Origin of the sequence: Nocardia sp. NRRL WC-3656, from assembly GCF_000720265.1 — a bacterium.
In the GTDB taxonomy this organism is placed as follows: Bacteria; Actinomycetota; Actinomycetes; order Mycobacteriales; family Mycobacteriaceae; genus Nocardia; species Nocardia nova.
In genome coordinates, this window is record NZ_JOJF01000011.1 from 84,121 (window position 1) to 101,093 (window position 16,973).

The window sequence follows — 16,973 nt, forward strand, 5'->3', positions numbered from 1 at the left end:
GGCCGCGGCTGTGTGCTGTTCCGACGTCGGCCGCGCATTTTCGTGATATCCACGCGAGTGGATCCGAACGGCCGAACACTCGGGGGCGGGCCGGTAGCTTGGCCTCGCCTCGCCCCCACTCGGTCCGGCGCGGTGAGCGGCAGGTCCGAACCGATGGAGGTCTAGCAGTGAGCAACCGGGTTCCGCACGGCCGTATCTCGCGCGGCAGCAAGATGGGCCGGCTCGCTGCGGGACAGGCGCTGCGCGGGGTCGGCACCCGGCTGTCGATGGTGGGCCGCACCGAAGAAGCGCGCCGGCGCTTGAGTGAACGCTCGGCGATGCAGGCCGCCCAGCAACTGGTCACCGTGCTCGGCGGGATGAAGGGCGCGGCGATGAAGCTCGGGCAGATGCTGTCGGTGCTCGACCTCGACCTCCTCCCCGAAGAACAACGCGAGATGTTCCGCACCAAACTCGCCCAACTGCGCGACCAGGCCCCGGCCTTCCCGTTCTCCGCCATGCGCGCGGTGATCGAGAACGATCTCGGCCCGATGGCGCGGATCTTCGCCGACTTCGACGAAACGCCGATCGCCGCCGCCTCCATCGGGCAGGTCTACCGCGCGCGACTGCGCGACGGGCGAGACGTCGCGGTCAAGGTCAAATATCCCGGCGTCGACCGCGCCGTCGAAGCCGATATGCGCAACCTCATGATGATCAGCCGCCTCTGGAAGGCGGTCCTGCCCAGCGCCGCCGACGAAGAGGTGCTCGCCGAAATCGCCCGCAACATCGGCAGTGAACTCGACTACCTTCGCGAGGCCCGCACCCAGCACCACGTCGCGACCCGCTACCGCGGCCATCCCTACATCAGCGTGCCCGACAGCATCGAACACTGTTGCGGCCCCGATGTTCTGGTCACCGAACTGGTCGACGGCGAACCGTTTCAGCACATGCGATCCCTGCCCGACGCCGATCGCACCCGCATCGGTGAGCTGATCTACCGCTTCTACATCACTTCGCTGTTCACCGACCACGAGTTCTGCGGCGACCCGCATCCGGGCAACATCCTGCTCACCTCGGACGGACGACTCGCCTTCGTCGACTTCGGGCTCTACACCGCCATGAGTCCCGCCGACGTCGAACTCGAACGCGAGATCATCCGCGCCGCAGGCGAATACCGCGCCGAGCACATCTACCACTCCTGGGTCGCCCAGGGCATCGTCGATCCCGACGCCGGAGTCACGCCCGAGGAATGCCTCGGCTACATCTGGGCCGCGACCGGCTGGCACCTGATCGACGAGGACATCACCGTCACCCCCGAATTGGCCACCAGCGCAGTCGTTCTCGCCGTCGACCCCCGCGCGGCCGAGTTCCGCGGCATGCGCCACCAGCGCCTGCCACCCGAGCACGTGTTCTCCCGCCGCGCGGACCTGTTCACCTACGCCGTACTCGGACAACTGCACACCACCAACAACTGGCATCGCCTCGCCCGCGAATGGCTCTACCACGAACCACCCGCGACCGACATCGGCGCCGATATCGCCCGCTGGCGGTTCACGGCACGATCGTCGTGATCGGCACCGCGCCGGGATAGCCTCGGTCGCGGGCATGCCAGCACAGGAAGCCGTCGGTGTCGGCCGACAGATCGGTCACCCACCAGCGTTCCATTCCGTCACACAGATCCATATAGGTGCAGCAATCGCGCAATTCCGTGAACGAACCGCGCTGCCGCGCCGCACGTACGAGTGCCGCGACGATCCGCCTGGCCGGAGGATGCCCGTAGACGACCCAGCCGTATCCGTCCTCGAGCGGCTGGAGCCGGACACCGTAGAAGTGGCGGCCGAACAACCGGCCGACCGTGGAATCGATTGCGTAGCAGTGCACATCGCGCATGGGCGCCTCCGAATTCGTCGTCGACACCGAACGCGGCCGCGGCCGCGCGGTATCGGGCCTCGAGAGCCGAGATGCCCACCGGGTGGTGGTCGATCCACCCGGTGGGCACGGCCGCCGCGCTGGGACGGCTGCGTTGGGGAGTGTCGGTAACACCCACCGCTGTCCCGCGGCGGAGGGTGCCCGCCGGTGCGCCGGGAGGTCCACGACTCCTCCCGCACACCGGCGAGCGGGCATCAGGGGGTCACAGTTTGCCGCCGCCACCCACCAGCCACGGGTTGAAGCTGCAGGTCAGCGCCGGAGTCTGGGCCGGATCGAGGGCATGCAGGATGATCGACAACACCCGCGGCGAGTACATCATGGTCAGGTGATCCGACACGTCCTGCTCACATCCGTCCTGCAGGGTGATGTTGTCGACCGTCGCATCCGGGCCGGGCTTCAGGAACGTCAGATCGTAGGGGTTGGTGATCTCGTCGTAGCGGCTGCCGACCACCGTGTAGTCCACCCCCGGCATGGTGTCGCCGCCGGCATTGAGCTGGTTGACGAAATCCGAGCCGATCGTCTGCTGAATGCCCGCGTGACCGACGAAGATCTCCACCAGACCCAGCACGTCGATGCCGAGATTGTTGATCATCCGGCCGAGCGCGCCGATACCGTCCAGTGAGGTGCCGTGGTTGGTGGCGCCGAAGGTCATCATGTGATGCACCTTCGCCGCACCACCGTCGAACTTCAGATACCACCGCGACATCGCACCGCCCTGGGAGTGGCCGACCAAATTCACCTTCTGGGACCCGGTCGCCGCCAGCACCCGATCGACGAACTGCGCCAACTGCTTCGACGAGTCCTGGATGTAGCCGGTGCCGTTGGTTCCCGGCAGCACCGATCCCAGGCCGCCACCCTGGATCAGGTTCGACTTGCCGTAGTTGAACGTGAACACGCAGTAGCCGGCGTCGTGGATCGGCTGGCTGATGTAGGAGAAGTTGTCGTAGGCGTTCTCCCACGTCCCGTGCACCAGCACCACCGGCTCCGGATGCGCCGCGGTCGGCTTGCAGTTCCAGTCGTTGGTCCCCGGCGGCGCCACATCCGGATGCAGCAGCCCGTAGCCGAAAGCTGCCAGGAACGAACTCTGCGCCGGACCGTAACCGACTGTGTCGCTGGATGTTCCACCCGACGAGCCCGAACTCGAACCGGAGCCACCGTAGCAGTCACCGGAACCGTTGCCCGAGCCCGCGCCACTGCCCGAGGTGCAGGCCGAACCGGTGCCCGAGCTACCGCTGTCGGCGATCGCGTGGGCGGACCGATTCTTCAACCCGTGCGTGATCATCTCCGCGAGCTGCTGCTCCTGCTGCTGATCACCGACCGGGTCGGCGCCGGCGCCTACGCCGGTCAGCCCCACGGTGAGCGCGGCGGCCGCCGCGACAATGGCCGCACTCGTACAACTGCGGCGAATACTTTTCTTCATGGTGTTCCTGACATCGTCGAATTCGCTGCCCGGAAAGTCGCCGATCGACGTTTCCGGAATTCGCGAGCAAACGCTACGGAGACAATCGAGCGCGCGGCGACGGTTGTGGTGATGTCTTCATGGGTTCACCAAACTATTCAGGGACCGCCATGAATCCACACAGTCGATTCGTTCGGGGCCAGGGATATCGCGCGAGGGATATGCGAGGGCTTGCGGGAATTCGGTGATCACGGGTCGGGTGTGCATTCTTTCCGGCGCGGTCCAGCTGCGACTCGACACCGGAAGTGGGATTCGATCGTGTTTCGGGATCGGCCACCCCCGAACGCCTTTCGCGCGGAGTGGCGATCGATGCCGGGGGCCTGGTACCGATTCCGGCGTGACGCGGTCGGCCACGTGATGCGGAGCGGGCACCAGATCGGCACGGACGACGGCCCGCGGGACAACTGGCCACCCGGACACCGGGATGAGGAAAGCCGGGGGCCGGGAGGCCGGACCGGGAGGCCAGGGAGGCCGGAACGCGAGCTTCGCGCAAAAGTGAGCAGTAAGACAGTTATGCGCGTTCGACACTCTCGGATTCGCCCGGAGTCGGGCCATTTTCGCACTTCGAAGCGCTGTCGGTTACCAGCAGCACGGTCCGCGAATCCGAGTAGAAGGTGAGCGAGAACTCGCATTAATCTTCGATTCCTGGACCGGCGGCAACATGCCGGCGGCCGGACACCACCCCGCAGTCGGGACGAGGAGGTCACCCGTGACGATCCGATCAGCGCCGGAAACTTCGATCGCGCACGCCTCGAGCACCGGGCTCATCACCGCCGACGACGCCGAATGCCTGGCCGATCTCCTGCTGTCGCATCTGCGCACGAAGATTCATCCCTTCACCGCACTGCCTCGCCCACTGCTCGACGGGGACGTGAAGGCCGTGATCCGCGTGTGCATGCGGTGGGCGAGCGAACGCGGCAGCGCGCCCGCAACGGCCGACCCGGCGACGTTCTTGCAGGTCGCGGCCGCTCGATGGGCTCGCGCCGACCTGCCGATCGAGAAGGTGCTGCACGCGATGCACGTCGCGTTCGCGGAAGCCCTCGAGGTTGTCGTTCCGCGCTCGGGCGAGCCGAGCGGCGCCCGCGTCATCGCGTGGACAACGGCCGCGGTGGAGTTGTCCGACCTGTGCACCGGGGCCATCAGCAGGGCGTACGTGCGCGAACTGAAAGCCGCCTCCGGCGACCACCACACCGCCGTGCACACGCTCACCTCGGCGCTGCTCGCCGGGCACGCGAGCTCGAAAGTGGCGCGGGAATGCGGCATTCCGATCGCCGACGAGTACTACGTACTCGCCGTCCGGGTGGCCCCGCATCCGGACGAGAACCGCCCGGGTCTCGATCGGCACGTGGTCGCCGGCCGCAAGCTGCGCCGCATCCAATCGGCGCTGACCCGCCAATTCCAGGACCGCGCACTGGCGATGCTGTCGGTGGACGGCGGGACCGTCCTGCTGCCCTCCGGCGTCTGCACCGAACCCGAACTCGCCCACGCAGTCGAGGTGGTGGCCGACTATGCCGCCGCGCCGGTCACCGCGGTCGTGACCCGATGCGCCACCGACGCCATCCCCGCCGCCGCGCGGCGAACACACGAACTTCTCGACACCACCGAATCCCTCGGAATCGGCCCCGGGCTACACAAATTCGACGACCTGGCGCTGCAATATCAATTGACCCGCCCCGGAATCGGCCGCCGAATATTGGAAAATCGCATCGCCCCGCTCGACGATCACCCTGAACTTCTGCGAACGCTGCACGTGTTCTTCCACACCGATATGAATCGGCGGCGAACCGCACGGCAATTGAATATCCATCCGAACACCATCGATTACCGGCTTCGCCGAATCGGTCAATTGACGGGTTTCGACCCTTCCCGCAGCCAAGGTCTGTGGTATCTGCGTTCGGCTCTCATCGCCCGCGCCGCCGGCACCCCGTTGACAGCCGCATCGGAGTTCCCGGCTCCCGCGGAACAGCCACGCCGCTCCGCCTGAGCCGGCACGCGCCTGGTGATCAGGCGCCGTGGTCGATGCGCAGCGTCATCAGTTCGGGCCAGATCTGCGACCAGGGACGAATCGGGCCCCAGCACAACGACACCCGGATGCCGTAGTTCACCCAGCTCACGCGCATCACCACCGTCGCAACCGTCAACACCACCACCGGCAACCGCAAAACCACCACCCACCCCGGCGCCACCCGATCCGAGAAATAGGCCGGCAACGGCACCAACGGCCCCTGTTCGGCATAACTCCACGACAACCGCCGCCCCCCGGCACCATGTACAACTCGTCCCCCCACAGCGGATACCGACCCAACCGCGCGGTCGACAGCACGAGCAGTCCGCCACCGAGGATCGACAACTCACGTAATGCGAACGGGGGCAGGTGATCTGAGGTGTGTGATCCGGCAGTGTCAATGGCGGCGCTCATCTGCGACCCTCCAACCGTACAGACCCGACGGACCGCATATCGGCAGCCCTAGAACCGGGCCTGCCCGCCGCCGACGTCACCCCTGGATGGTCGTCGTGCCGTCGCCCATGGCGGCCGGGTCGTAGGCCAGCAGTTCCCAGCAGTGACCGTCCGGGTCGTCGATCGCCCGGTTGTACAGCCAGCCCATGTCCTGGGCCTCCCGCGGTTCGGTGGCACCCGCGGCCAGCGCCGCGGCGGCGAGGCGGTCCACTTCTTCACGCGACCCGGCGGCCAGCGCGTTGATCACCTCGATCGGACCGTCCGCGGTGTCTCGCTTGGTGAAGGTCGCGAATGTCTCGCGCGTCATCAGCTGCACCACGACCGCGTCGGCGAAGACCACCTGGGCGGAGGTGTCCCCGGTGAAGTCCGGGTTGATCGTTCCCCCCATCGCCGTGTACATCTTCTTGCTCGCCTCCAGGTCGGTGACCGGCAGGTTGACGTAGATCTGCGTGAATGCCATGACGTGCCTCCAAAAGTGTTCGGTATGACGGGCTTCCGGCGTCACCGCACAATTTAGGGGCGCACCTCGACCTCGGTCTTGTACAGGAGCGACAGCATCTCCTCGTCGTCGGCGCGCCGCAGCTGGGACGCCGTGCGGCCGGTGAACCGCGTCAGCGAACGCGCCAGGTGTGGCTGGTCGTGATACCCCGCCCGCTGCGCGACTTCGATCGCCGGCACCCCTTGCCGCAGCAGCAGCACGGCCTGCCTCGCCCGCTCGATCTGCCGGATCGCACCCTGCGTCAGCCCGGTCGCCGCGGCCACCCGCCGCTGCACCGATCGCGGAGTGACCAAAGTGCTGCCATCACCGCGCAACACATCGGTGACCAGCGGATCACGCACCAGCAGTCCGGCGCGAACCAGGCGGTCGACAAAAACGTCGGCATTGTCGTAGGCCGGGATTTCCCATTCCTCGCCCTGCAGCACGAACGAGCGGGCCGTGGTGTGCGGACTCGACACCGCGGTGTCGACCAGCCCCGGCACCGGCATCGGCGCGAGAAACGCGCCGTGCCGGAAGATGATTCCGAGCGTTTCCCCGGTACCCGGCCCCAGCTCCACCACCGTGGGACCGGTCTCGGGACCGCGGACCGAAACGTGCGTCTGCCCACCGTCGCGCCACACGACCAGCTCCCAGTTCGAATTCGCGACGGACCGCATCCGCGCCGGTACCGCCCCGGCGACCGGCCCGGCCCGATAGACCAGCTCGACATAGGCGGAATCGGACGGGCGCAGCTCGATACCATCGGCCGGTTCGAAGCTCACGGCCAAGAAGCTAACACGGGGCAGGCGCGCCCGAAGCCGGTAAATAACGGCCGGCGTGCCCAGCCGATCCCGAAGGAACAAGGCGTGCGGTCGGTCAGCTTCCGAGGCCGACGCCGAGCAACGCGGTCACGATGCCGACACTGACGTCGACGAGCCGGTCTCTGTCGATCGTCAGGTGCGCGTCGATCCACTCCAGGTACACAGCCGTCAGCGCGCCGGCCAACGCGGTGCCGATGGTGGCGAGGACGGCGTCGCTACTGGCGAACAGCGCCTCGGCGCCACTGCCGAGAAGCGGTGCCACCGCCCGCACCGCCTCGGGTGTGCGCGCGGTGATGTGCCGGCGCAGCATGTCGTCGGCCAGCGGCTCCCGCAGCAATACCCGCGCCCGGCGCGGATCCTCCTCGAAGAAATCGGCGCACGCTTCCAGCGCCGCCCGGATCGCCGCCTGCGGATCGGTATCGGGCGTTATTGCCGAAAGTCGTTGCCGCAGTTCGCCTTCAACGCGATCGTAGACGGCGGCGACGAGCGATTCGCGACTGTCGAAACTCTCGTAGAAGTAGCGAGGGCTCAGATTCGCCTGCCGAGTGACCGCGCGCATGGTGACCGCGCCGGCGCCTGCTGTGCCGAGCAGGTCGAAAGCGCAGTCGAGCAGTTGCTCGCGACGTTCGTCCGAACGGTCCTGCAGCGTCTGGCCGCGCCAGAGTTTGGGAGCACTCACCGATCCATCCTCGCATCCGCCACGGACACGTATTGACATCATGTGATTCTACATGAATCATATGATTCACCTTGACCGGCTCGGGACCGCAACGCCGTGGGCGACTCGTCGTTCATCGCGGTACCGAGATTCCTGGTGGTACACGCCCCCGCTCACAGAAAGCGGCGGCATTTGTCGTGGTGAAAGGGTGTTCATGTTCAACGAGGAACAGTTTCAGCAGGCTCTGCGGCAGCCGCGGTTGTCGAAGCCGGTTCCGGAATTCCTCAATTCCAATCGGGCAGTACCGATCCGGGCGATCCCCGAAGCCGAGCTACAAGCCACCACCCTGCAATGGTTCGACGACTTCGAACGCAAACTCGAGCTCTACAAAGGCTTCGGCGTCGACGTCAGCTGGCTGATGGAGTGGGCGAAGAAGTACTGGTGGAGCTTCCTGGTGCGGGATATGAGCATCAACGACGAGCTCTACGCGCCCGACATCCGCTACACCGACGTCACGACCTTCGGACGGACAATCGTCGGCATCGACGAATTCGTCGAATACAACTTCGCCTTCTTCGACGCCATCCCCGACTGGCGCTACGACCCGCTACCGAATCAGGTGTATCTGGATGTGACGCCGGAAGGAACCGTGCGCACCGTGATCAGGTACATCGGTAGCGGACACTGGACCGGGCCGCTGCGGCTGTACCCCTACGACGAGTCGGCGCCGGTGATCTACGGCAACGGGCGTTTCATCCAGTGCCCGGCGGTCGACCGCTACCACTTCAACACCGACGGACTCATGGTGGAAGGCGAGACCCTCTACGACTTCCTCGACGCCACCCAGCGCGGCGGCATTCTGCCCCGAGACGACAGCTGGCAGTTCCGGGCACTGATGGCCGCGTCGAAGATCCCCGCCGTGCTGTCCCGATTCGGGAACAAGGCGTAATGGGTGGCCGGGGCGGGGGCCTGTCCAGGCCACTGACGGGTTTCGGCGTGTTCGCCGTCGTCGCGGTCCTGGTGACCACGACGATCTGGAATACGCTCGCCCGCACCGTCTCCGCCCCACCAACACGTATTCGGCGACCTTCGGTGACGTCCTCGGACTACAGGCCGGCGACGACGTCCGGGTCGCCGGTGTGCGAGTCGGCAAGGTCGCCACGATCGCGCTCGACCGAAACAACCACGCCACAGTCACATTCATCCTCCAGCGCGGGCAGACCGTCTTCGGCGACACCAGGGCATTGGTGCGCTACCAGAATCTGCTCGGCCAACGGTATGTGGCGCTCGAACCCGGCACCAAGGGCAACCCCGCCCCGCTTCCCGACAACGGTTCGATACCGCTCGAGCAGACGGAGCCGTCCTTCGATATCTCCGGTCTGCTCAACGGTTTCCAGCCACTGTTCGAAACCCTGAACACACAGCAGGTCAACGACCTCTCCAACACCTTGATCCAGGCCTTGCAGGGCGACGGCGTATCGCTGAGCAGCTTCATCACCCAGGCAGTCGCCCTCGCCGGCGACTGGCAGCGGCGCGACGCCATCCTCGCCGACGTGATCACTCAACTCTCCACGGTCATGCAACGACTGGCCGCACGCGGCGGTGAGTTCGAAACACTGGTCACCCAGACCCGCGCGCTGATCGGCGGTCTCTACGACCAAGGCCAGGCCCTGCAAACCAGCACCACCCGGATCGCGAAGACCACCTCCGCCATGGCCGACATGTTCACCCAGGTCGAGCCGAAAATCGCTGCCGCACAGGATGCCACCACCAACGCTCTCGCCGTCCTGCTGGCCAACGGCGCCGGACTCGACCGCACCGCGGTGGACGCACAGAACATCTTCGCCGACATAGGAAAATTCAGCAGCGACGGCACCTACGGCAACGGCTTCATCTGCAGCCTCGACATCTCCCTCTACGGCGTATTGCTCCCCCGCGGCCTCATCTCCCGAATCGGCGGAGACTCCCACTCCGCCACCTGCCGCTGACGCACGCGGCGGGGTGCCGCAGTCGCGCAATGGCATCGATAGAACGATCGATCAACCGGTGGGCGTGCCAATCTGGTTGCGCTCCAACGTAACCCGTAGTTCCGCGATGGCGCGGACGGCGTCGGGGGAACCGTCGACAATGTCGCCGATCAGCTCGGCGAGGCCGGCCGCGACCGTCTGCTCCGCCGCGTCGAAGAGCAGCGCGCCGTCGGCGGTCAGGGCCAGCAGCGAGGACCGGCGATCGGACGGATTCGGTTGCCGCACAACCCATCCCCGCGCCTCCAGACGGTCGACGCCCTTGCTGGTGGCACCGACTCCGATGGCGAATTCGGCGGCGAGGTCGGCCACGCGCGAACCCGGCCGATCACGCAGGAAGCGCAGGAACTCGAACTGTGAGGTGACGATCCCGTGCCGCTCGCGCAGACGGTCGTTGAGGGCGTTGTACAGACGTGTCTCGCATCGCACCAAGTCGGCGAAGAAGCGCGTGAGGTCGACGTCACCGCCCGATTTATATTCCACGGCATATAGTGTAATGGAATCTACTTCCGGGAGGAGCACCACCATGAGTGAGCAACAGCGGGCCCTCGTCGACGCGATGCTGCGGCAGCCGCGGCCCGCGGGCCCCCGGTCCGTCGAGGCGCTGCGCACCGGCTTCGCGACGCTGATGGCCCAGATGATCGTCCCGGCCGACATCCACACCGCGCCGACGACGCTCGGCAACCGACCCGCACTGCGGGTCGAGCCGGACGACGAGCCCGGCGCCGCGACGATCCTGTACTTCCACGGCGGCGGCTTCGTCTTCGGCTCCCCGGAGACCGCGCTGTCGCTGACCGGGCATCTCGTGGCCAAGACCGGCTTCGCGTCCTACTCACTGGACTATCGGCTCGCACCCGAGCACCCGTTCCCGGCCGCGATCGAGGACACCCTCGCCGCCTACCGTGCCCTGCTCGACACCGGAACGGATCCTTCGACGATTGCTTTCGCCGGTGACTCGGCAGGCGGCGGCCTCACCGTCACCACCTGTCTGGCCGCCCGCGACGCGGGCCTGCCGCTGCCCGCCGCCATCGTCGCGTTCTCCCCCGGCCTCGACGCCACCCGCACCGGCGAAAGCATGCACACCAAGGAGGACGTCGACCCGATCTTCACCCGGCAGGCCGTCGAACACACCGGGGCCATGTACCTCGCCGGCGCCGACCCACATCAACCCCTGCTCAGCCCCGCCGTCCTCGCCGACCTCACCGGCTTTCCCCCGATGCTGATCCAGGTGGGCACCAACGAGATCCTGCTCGACGACTCGACCCGCCTCGCCGCGCGGGCGCGGGCGGCGGGAGTGGACGTCATCCTGGACGTCACCGCCGACGTGCCGCACGTGTTCCAGGCCTTCGCGGGCATGCTCGACGAGGCGGACGAGGCGCTCGACCGCGCGGCCCTGTTCCTCATCCAGCACACGCACACCAGGACACCGGCACACTGATCAGCGAACGATCCGGTCGGCGCAGCCTCACGCAAGGACGGCTGCACTATCAAGGCTTCTCGGCGCCGCCGGACACCTTCTCGTCGATGATGATCCTGCGATGCAACTCGGTGGTCATCTCGTGAATCGCTCGGGTGAGCTCGGTATTGGTCTTGAGTTCCAGCTCTTCCTCGGCGAAGTCGTGGTCGGCTTTCAGCTGCTGGAACTCCGCCGCGCGATTCTGCCCGATCATGACGAACGTCGACAGGAAGATCGCCTCCAGCGACACCACGAGCGTCAGTGTCGGCCACGGGCTGTCCTCACAGAAAAGCATCCAACCGGCGAACCCCGCCGCGTGGAGATAGACGAACGGCATCGACCCGGCGAACCGGGTGATCCAGTCGGCCACCCGCAACTGCCAGTTGTCTCTCCGCTTGGCCCGGAAGTCGACCACAACGGGATGCTGGTCGCCACGCGGTGGCTGTGACATGGGGAGCTCCTCTGCGAAATCAGGCGATGGCGGCCGCCTCCGAATGCTATCCGCGCCAGGCGAGTGCTGTGACTCAGCCGAAGGCTCCGGCCGGAGGCCGGTGAGACCGACTCCGGTGTGTGGCAGGGATTCTGTGGTGGCGAGTCGCCGTGAAGCGCTGCCGGTCAGGCGTTGTCGTGGTTTGTGGCCGTTCGATGGGGTCGTCCGGGTGCCCAGATGGTGAGAGCGATCGCGGTGATGAGGGTGAGGGCGGCGAGGGTGAGGGCGGCGAGGTGAAGGCCGTGGAGGAATGCGGTGCGGGAAACTTCGAGGAGTGGTTGCGCTCGGGGTCCTACTCTGTCGGCGAGTTGTGTTGTGGCGGCGAGGGAGTAGGCCAGCGGGGTGCGTGCGGGTTCGGGGATGTGTTCGAGGGTGGGTGTGACGGTGGACCGGTAGCCGGCGGCGAGGACGGTGCCGGCGATGGCTATGCCGATGGCGGCGCCGATTTCGCGGGCGGCGTCGTTGACGGCGGCGGCGATGCCGTGGTGGTCGGTGTCGGTTTCGGTGATGATGGCTGCAGTGGCCGGTGCGGCGGCCAGGCCGAGACCGAAGCTGATGACCAGCAGTGGAACGAGAACTCCCGGATAGCCGAAGGCGGGTGTTTGTCGGCTCATCAGCAGTAGTCCGGCGGTGAGAGCGATGAATCCTGCCGTGGTGGGCAGACGCAGTCCGTAGCGGGCGGCGAGTCGCGGGGAGAACATCGACAGGGCGACCACGCCGGCACCCATGGGCAGGACTGCGAGTGCGGAGCCCAGTGGGCTGTAGCCGAGCATCAACTGCAGGTATTGCACGTTGATCAGGAACAGCCCGAAGGTGACCAGGAATTGGATCGTGATCGAGACCGCACCGGCGGAGAATCCGCGCCGGGCCAGCAGCCGCAGTTGCAGCAGCGGTGAGCACACCCGCAATTCGGTGACGACGAAGGCCACCGCGGCGACGGTGGCCCCGGCCATGGCGGTCAGGATCCAGCGGTCGCCCCATCCGCGATCGCCGGCGGCGATCAGTGCCCACACCAGCATGCCTATCGCGGCGATCGAGGTGATCGCTCCGAGTGGATCCAACCGGATCGTGGTTGCCGCTCGCGATTCCTGCAGTGAGAACGCTGCCGCGAGCAGTATCACCGCTGCGACCGCGAGTCCGCTGAAGATGGACTGCCACGACCAGTGCTGCAGCAACAACCCGGACCCGACCAGGCCCAGCATGCCGCCGACGCCCGCGAACCCGGCCCACATACCGATCGCCCGGGGTGCGGACCGCTCGGGGAATCCCGCGGTGATCAACGACAAGGTCGACGGCATCACCATCGCCGCCCCGGCGCCGGCCACCACCCGAGCCGCGATCAGGCCGGCCAGTGCCGAAGTGAACAGCGGAACGGCGGAGGCGATGGCGAATACCACGAGCCCGGCGATCAGTACCCGGCGGCGGCCGTAGCGATCGCTGATCGAACCCGCGGGCAAGACCAGACAGGCCAGGGCCAGGGTGTAGCCGTCGACGATCGAGGTCGCCTGCACCTGCGTGGCGCCGGTGTCGGTCGCCAGCGCGGGCAGCGCCGTGTAGAGGGCGGCCATCGCGGCGATGACCAGGGCGACCGCCAGACACGATACGACCACGGTGCGCCACTGACGCCCCGACCATCGGAGCACCTGTGTGCCCGCTTCCTGCGTGAGTGACGCCATTCCGGTCTCCGTTCACAGCTCAGCGGCGACTCGGGAGCGAGCGCCGCGCACAGCTCCACCGTGTCGGCGCGGAAGTCTCACGGACAAGACATGCGAACGAAGTCGACACACACGGGCGTGCCCGGCGCGACTCGCTCGTCTCACCACTATCGACCGACGTGTGGTTTTCCCGCCGTCCGTCGGCCGGTGTCGTCTCATACTGAGACGATGGGCATGGACTGGCTGTTGGCCACGGATCGGCACGATCGCGCCGCCGACCACATCTACAGCGCTGCCACACACCTGATCATCAGCGCGGGGTTCGACAACCTGACCGTCGATTCCGTGGCCCGGCGAGCCCACTGTTCGCGAGCCACCGTGTACCGCCACACCGGCGGCGTCGCCCACCTGCGCGAAACCGTGCTCGCCCGGGCCGCCACCAGCATCATCGAGAAAGTGGAAGCCGCGATCGCCCGCCGCAGCGGCACCAACCGTACCTATACCGCGCTCACGGTCGCGTTATGCGAGGCCCGAGCCGAACCGGTCGTCACCGCGTTCCTGGGATCCGAGCACGGCCCCCGGGCTGTCACCGGGTTCTCCGAATCACCCACGCTGATCGCGCTGGTAGCCGACCTTTTGGGCACCGACCCCGACGACGCGCTCGTCGCGACCTGGTTCATACGAACCATGGTCTCGATGCTGCTGTGGCCGGCTCACCCCGACACCGAAACACAACTGCTGCAACGATTCCTGATCCCCAGCCTCGATGCCCCGCCCTGCGAGGCACCACCGGCGACAGCTCACGGCACGAGTGTCTCCGGCGCGCCACCGGGCAGATAGTTGTGCCCCGTTACGCGGACGATACCGAATTCCTTGGCACAGCAACGATCGCTCACCTACAGCGGCGCGTTCACACAGGCATTCGCTGCCGGATTCGGCCGGCCCAGGCGGCCACGACAAAGTGGGCACCACCGTTGGCCCACCGGCAGACGAAGATTCGATCAGCTCGCCTGCAGAAGATTTCAGCGATAGGCCGCACGAAAATGTCAGCGGAACGCTGTGTTCCGACCACGTCTCAACCGGCGGTTGTGGCTGCTACGGTGCCGGGCCGTGCGCGATATCGTGGTGCGACATCGGTTCCCGATATCTGGAAGAGGCGGCAGTCGAGGTGAGGCGGGTGAACCGGCGCGAGTTCTTCGGTATGGCCGGCGTGGCGGTAGCAGCCGGGGGCGCAGCAGTGGTGGCGGGATGCAGCCGGTCATCAGGACCGGGCAAGGCTGATTACACGCTACGTATCGGTCAGGGGCAGGTGGAGGTGGCGCCCGGCCGTTCGGTGTCGGCCACGCTGTACAACGGGCAGTTCCCGGGCCCGCTGCTGCGGTTCGCCGAGGGAAAACCGGTGGTGGTCGACGTCCATAACGACACCGGCACCCCGGAACAGCTGCACTGGCACGGCCAGACGGTGCCGGTGGAAGTGGACGGCTCGGGCGAGGAGGGCACACCGTTCATCCCCGCGCACGGGATGCGGCGATTGTCGTTCACGCCCGGTCCGTCGGGGCTGCGGTTTTATCACACGCACCTGATCGCCGGCGCGAACTTGGAGTTGGGCCAGTACAACGGCCAGGTCGGACCCGTTTACATCGAGCCGAAGCAGAATCCCGGTGCCTACGACCGGGAAGTCATCCTCACCCTCAAGGAGTTCGGTCCCACACTGAGCCAGGACGGGGACATGGCCGCGAACTTCCTGGCCGGTGAACCGCTCGCGGACCTGCGCGATCGAGGCGAGGCGGCGATGGCGGCCTCGCTCGCGTCGGGCCGCCCGCACGGGTACGAGGTCGGCTACGACACCTTCACCATCAACGGCCGCATGCTCGGCCACGGCGACCCGATCCGGGTCAAGGAGGGCGAGCGGGTGCTGCTGCATGTGGTCAACGGCGGCGCGACCGAGAACCGCAGCCTCGCGCTGCCCGGGCACACCTTCACCGTGGTGGCACTGGACGGCAACCCGGTGCCGAACCCGGCGCGGGTGCCGGTGCTGTGGCTCGGTGCCGCCGAACGTGTCTCGGCGGTGGTGGAGATGACCAACCCCGGCGTCTGGATACTCGGTGACCTGTCCGACGACGACCGCGCCAACGGCATGGGCATAGTCGTCGAATACGGCGGCCGCGCCGGTGAGCCGCAGTGGGCTCCGCCGCCGCCGTTCACGTGGGACTATCGCCTGTTCACCCGGCCCGCCGCCAGCACGGCGTCGCCGGATCAGCAGATCGAGCTGCTGATCGAGAAACGCAACGCCGACCGTGACGGGTTCAACGTGTGGACTCTCAACGGTGCCGCGTTCGACATGAACACCGGCGCACCGGCGTTCGACTTGGCGCGCGGGCGCCGGTATCGGTTGCTGTTCCGCAATGCCACCGACGACATCCATCCGATTCACCTGCACCGCAATACCTTCGAGGTCACTCATATCGCCGGGACACCGACCGCCGGGTTGCACAAGGATGTGGTGATGCTCGGCGGCTACCAGGAGATGGCGATCGATGTCGTCGCCGACGAGACGGGGGCGTCGCTGCTGCACTGCCACCAGCAGCTGCACATGGACTACGGGTTCATGGCCTTGCTGCGCGTGAGCTGAGCGCGGCCGGGCCGGCGGCGCGCCCAGCGACCCGCCCTGCAACCATCGGTGCGGCTACACCCCAGGGGTATGCGGCCACGGGTTCCAGAATTCACTCGTCGATTTCGTCACCGAGCGTCGACGCGCCGCGCAATCCGGCGGCGAAGCACACATTTGTCATCATGCGTCCCCAACCCTGGAGGCGATGCGGTAAAACTATTGGCGCAGACCTTCTTTCAGCTGTCGAGCCGCGATAGTGGCCAACGGCTGGGGCAGGAATGTGGCGGCGGGCCAGTGTGCGGTCTGTTCGCCAGGTCGGGGCACACAGACGCGAACCATGCGGGTGTTCGCGCCGCGCAGATCTGGAGAACAGATGTTCACGATGGAAACCGCCACCAAGTACGTCACCGGCCTCATCGAGTCCACCGGCGCCGCACTGGCCACCGACTTCGACGTTCCCGCCATCGTCGACACACTGCACCGCCTGGTCGAGGACTGGGACTTCGACATCATCGACCGGCGCACCTTCTGGGCCGTAGTCGCCACCCACATCCTCGTGCCTCGCGCCAACTCCGCGACTCACACCGGCTCCCCCGTTGCGTCGCTCGCTCTCGTGAAGGATCCGATGCCGGTCTCAGTGACCCCAGCGCGACGGTGATTGCCCGACCGGCCAGCCGGCGTGATCACCCTAGCTGGGCCGCCGCGAGCTCTGGCTCCTCCCGTGTAGCCCAGTGCATTCACCTCCACATGACGGCCCGGCGACACAGCTTCCCGTACGCCCACACGATCGATGACCGTCTCCCACTGTCGACCACAGGGCCCCGGCGGACCGAACCGCCGGGGCCCCTCATTTGCCTGCGCCTGCTGACCGGCAAGTTTGTGGTGTGAGCCGACGGACCCTGTACTCGGCAGATCACTCTGGGACGGGCAGCCGCCCCTTCTCCGAACTGAACGGCCA

General features: G+C 66.8%; 17 protein-coding genes. 8 read left to right on the forward strand and 9 right to left on the reverse strand.

Annotation, left to right across the window (positions count from 1 at the left end; all coding sequences use genetic code 11):
- Window positions 1-167: 167 nt before the first annotated feature.
- Entirely contained in the window at window positions 168-1,547 is a 1,380-nt protein-coding gene (locus IG65_RS0116730) for an AarF/ABC1/UbiB kinase family protein (protein ID WP_030515858.1), read from the forward strand.
- Here the strand turns inward: IG65_RS0116730 and IG65_RS0116735 are convergent.
- Entirely contained in the window at window positions 1,528-1,866 is a 339-nt protein-coding gene (locus IG65_RS0116735; protein WP_030515859.1) for a hypothetical protein, read from the reverse strand. The genes IG65_RS0116730 and IG65_RS0116735 overlap by 20 nt on opposite strands.
- A gap of 241 nt (window positions 1,867-2,107) precedes the next feature.
- The gene (locus IG65_RS0116740) at window positions 2,108-3,325 is read right to left on the reverse strand and encodes a triacylglycerol lipase (protein WP_030515860.1); all 1,218 of its coding nucleotides are present in this window, start codon (window positions 3,323-3,325) and stop codon (window positions 2,108-2,110) included.
- 748 nt (window positions 3,326-4,073) lie between these two features.
- Here IG65_RS0116740 and IG65_RS0116750 point away from each other — a divergent pair.
- On the forward strand, window positions 4,074-5,348 hold the full coding sequence (locus tag IG65_RS0116750; protein WP_231509253.1) for a CdaR family transcriptional regulator: 1,275 nt from the start codon (window positions 4,074-4,076) through the stop codon (window positions 5,346-5,348).
- Between the two features lie 19 nt (window positions 5,349-5,367).
- Here the strand turns inward: IG65_RS0116750 and IG65_RS0116755 are convergent, their stop codons facing one another.
- The 4 genes from IG65_RS0116755 to IG65_RS0116770 form a co-directional block, all read right to left on the reverse strand.
- Complete coding sequence (locus IG65_RS0116755; RefSeq protein WP_156055656.1) at window positions 5,368-5,613, reverse strand: hypothetical protein; 246 nt, start codon at window positions 5,611-5,613, stop codon at window positions 5,368-5,370.
- Between the two features lie 246 nt (window positions 5,614-5,859).
- Window positions 5,860-6,282 carry a VOC family protein gene (locus IG65_RS0116760; protein WP_030515863.1) on the reverse strand — a complete coding sequence of 141 codons (423 nt, stop codon included), beginning with the start codon at window positions 6,280-6,282 and terminating at the stop codon, window positions 5,860-5,862.
- 53 nt (window positions 6,283-6,335) lie between these two features.
- Window positions 6,336-7,082 carry a helix-turn-helix domain-containing protein gene (locus IG65_RS0116765; RefSeq protein WP_051756262.1) on the reverse strand — a complete coding sequence of 249 codons (747 nt, stop codon included), beginning with the start codon at window positions 7,080-7,082 and terminating at the stop codon, window positions 6,336-6,338.
- Between the two features lie 94 nt (window positions 7,083-7,176).
- Entirely contained in the window at window positions 7,177-7,800 is a 624-nt protein-coding gene (locus tag IG65_RS0116770; protein WP_030515865.1) for a TetR/AcrR family transcriptional regulator, read from the reverse strand.
- A 193-nt stretch (window positions 7,801-7,993) separates the two neighbouring features.
- Here IG65_RS0116770 and IG65_RS0116775 point away from each other — a divergent pair, with 193 nt between their 5' ends.
- Complete coding sequence (locus tag IG65_RS0116775; RefSeq protein WP_030515866.1) at window positions 7,994-8,728, forward strand: nuclear transport factor 2 family protein; 735 nt, start codon at window positions 7,994-7,996, stop codon at window positions 8,726-8,728.
- Between the two features lie 85 nt (window positions 8,729-8,813).
- Window positions 8,814-9,767 (forward strand): MCE family protein, encoded by a 954-nt coding sequence (locus IG65_RS34785; protein WP_369801555.1) that lies wholly within the window; start codon window positions 8,814-8,816, stop codon window positions 9,765-9,767.
- 51 nt (window positions 9,768-9,818) lie between these two features.
- Here the strand turns inward: IG65_RS34785 and IG65_RS0116785 are convergent, their stop codons facing one another.
- Window positions 9,819-10,286: a MarR family winged helix-turn-helix transcriptional regulator gene (locus tag IG65_RS0116785; protein ID WP_030515867.1), complete on the reverse strand. Its 468-nt coding sequence runs from the start codon at window positions 10,284-10,286 to the stop codon at window positions 9,819-9,821.
- A 43-nt stretch (window positions 10,287-10,329) separates the two neighbouring features.
- On the opposite strand from IG65_RS0116785, the gene IG65_RS0116790 reads away from it, so the two are divergent.
- A complete protein-coding gene (locus IG65_RS0116790; RefSeq protein ID WP_030515868.1) occupies window positions 10,330-11,241 on the forward strand; it encodes an alpha/beta hydrolase in 912 nt (303 codons plus the stop codon).
- Window positions 11,242-11,290: 49 nt separating this feature from the next.
- Here IG65_RS0116790 and IG65_RS0116795 read toward each other — a convergent pair whose 3' ends face one another.
- Both IG65_RS0116795 and IG65_RS0116800 read right to left on the reverse strand, forming a co-directional pair.
- Entirely contained in the window at window positions 11,291-11,710 is a 420-nt protein-coding gene (locus IG65_RS0116795; protein ID WP_030515869.1) for a DUF1003 domain-containing protein, read from the reverse strand.
- A 164-nt stretch (window positions 11,711-11,874) separates the two neighbouring features.
- The gene (locus tag IG65_RS0116800; RefSeq protein WP_030515870.1) at window positions 11,875-13,425 is read right to left on the reverse strand and encodes an MFS transporter; all 1,551 of its coding nucleotides are present in this window, start codon (window positions 13,423-13,425) and stop codon (window positions 11,875-11,877) included.
- A gap of 207 nt (window positions 13,426-13,632) precedes the next feature.
- On the opposite strand from IG65_RS0116800, the gene IG65_RS0116810 reads away from it, so the two are divergent.
- The 3 genes from IG65_RS0116810 (at window position 13,633) to IG65_RS35940 (ending at window position 16,673) form a co-directional block, all read left to right on the forward strand.
- Window positions 13,633-14,244, forward strand: a complete 612-nt coding sequence (locus IG65_RS0116810) for a TetR/AcrR family transcriptional regulator (protein WP_197039857.1) — start codon at window positions 13,633-13,635, stop codon at window positions 14,242-14,244.
- Between the two features lie 361 nt (window positions 14,245-14,605).
- A complete protein-coding gene (locus IG65_RS0116815; RefSeq protein WP_030515872.1) occupies window positions 14,606-16,036 on the forward strand; it encodes a multicopper oxidase domain-containing protein in 1,431 nt (476 codons plus the stop codon).
- 352 nt (window positions 16,037-16,388) lie between these two features.
- Window positions 16,389-16,673, forward strand: coding sequence for a hypothetical protein (locus IG65_RS35940; RefSeq protein ID WP_051756270.1), 285 nt, complete (start codon window positions 16,389-16,391; stop codon window positions 16,671-16,673).
- The last annotated feature ends 300 nt before the right edge of the window (window positions 16,674-16,973 follow it).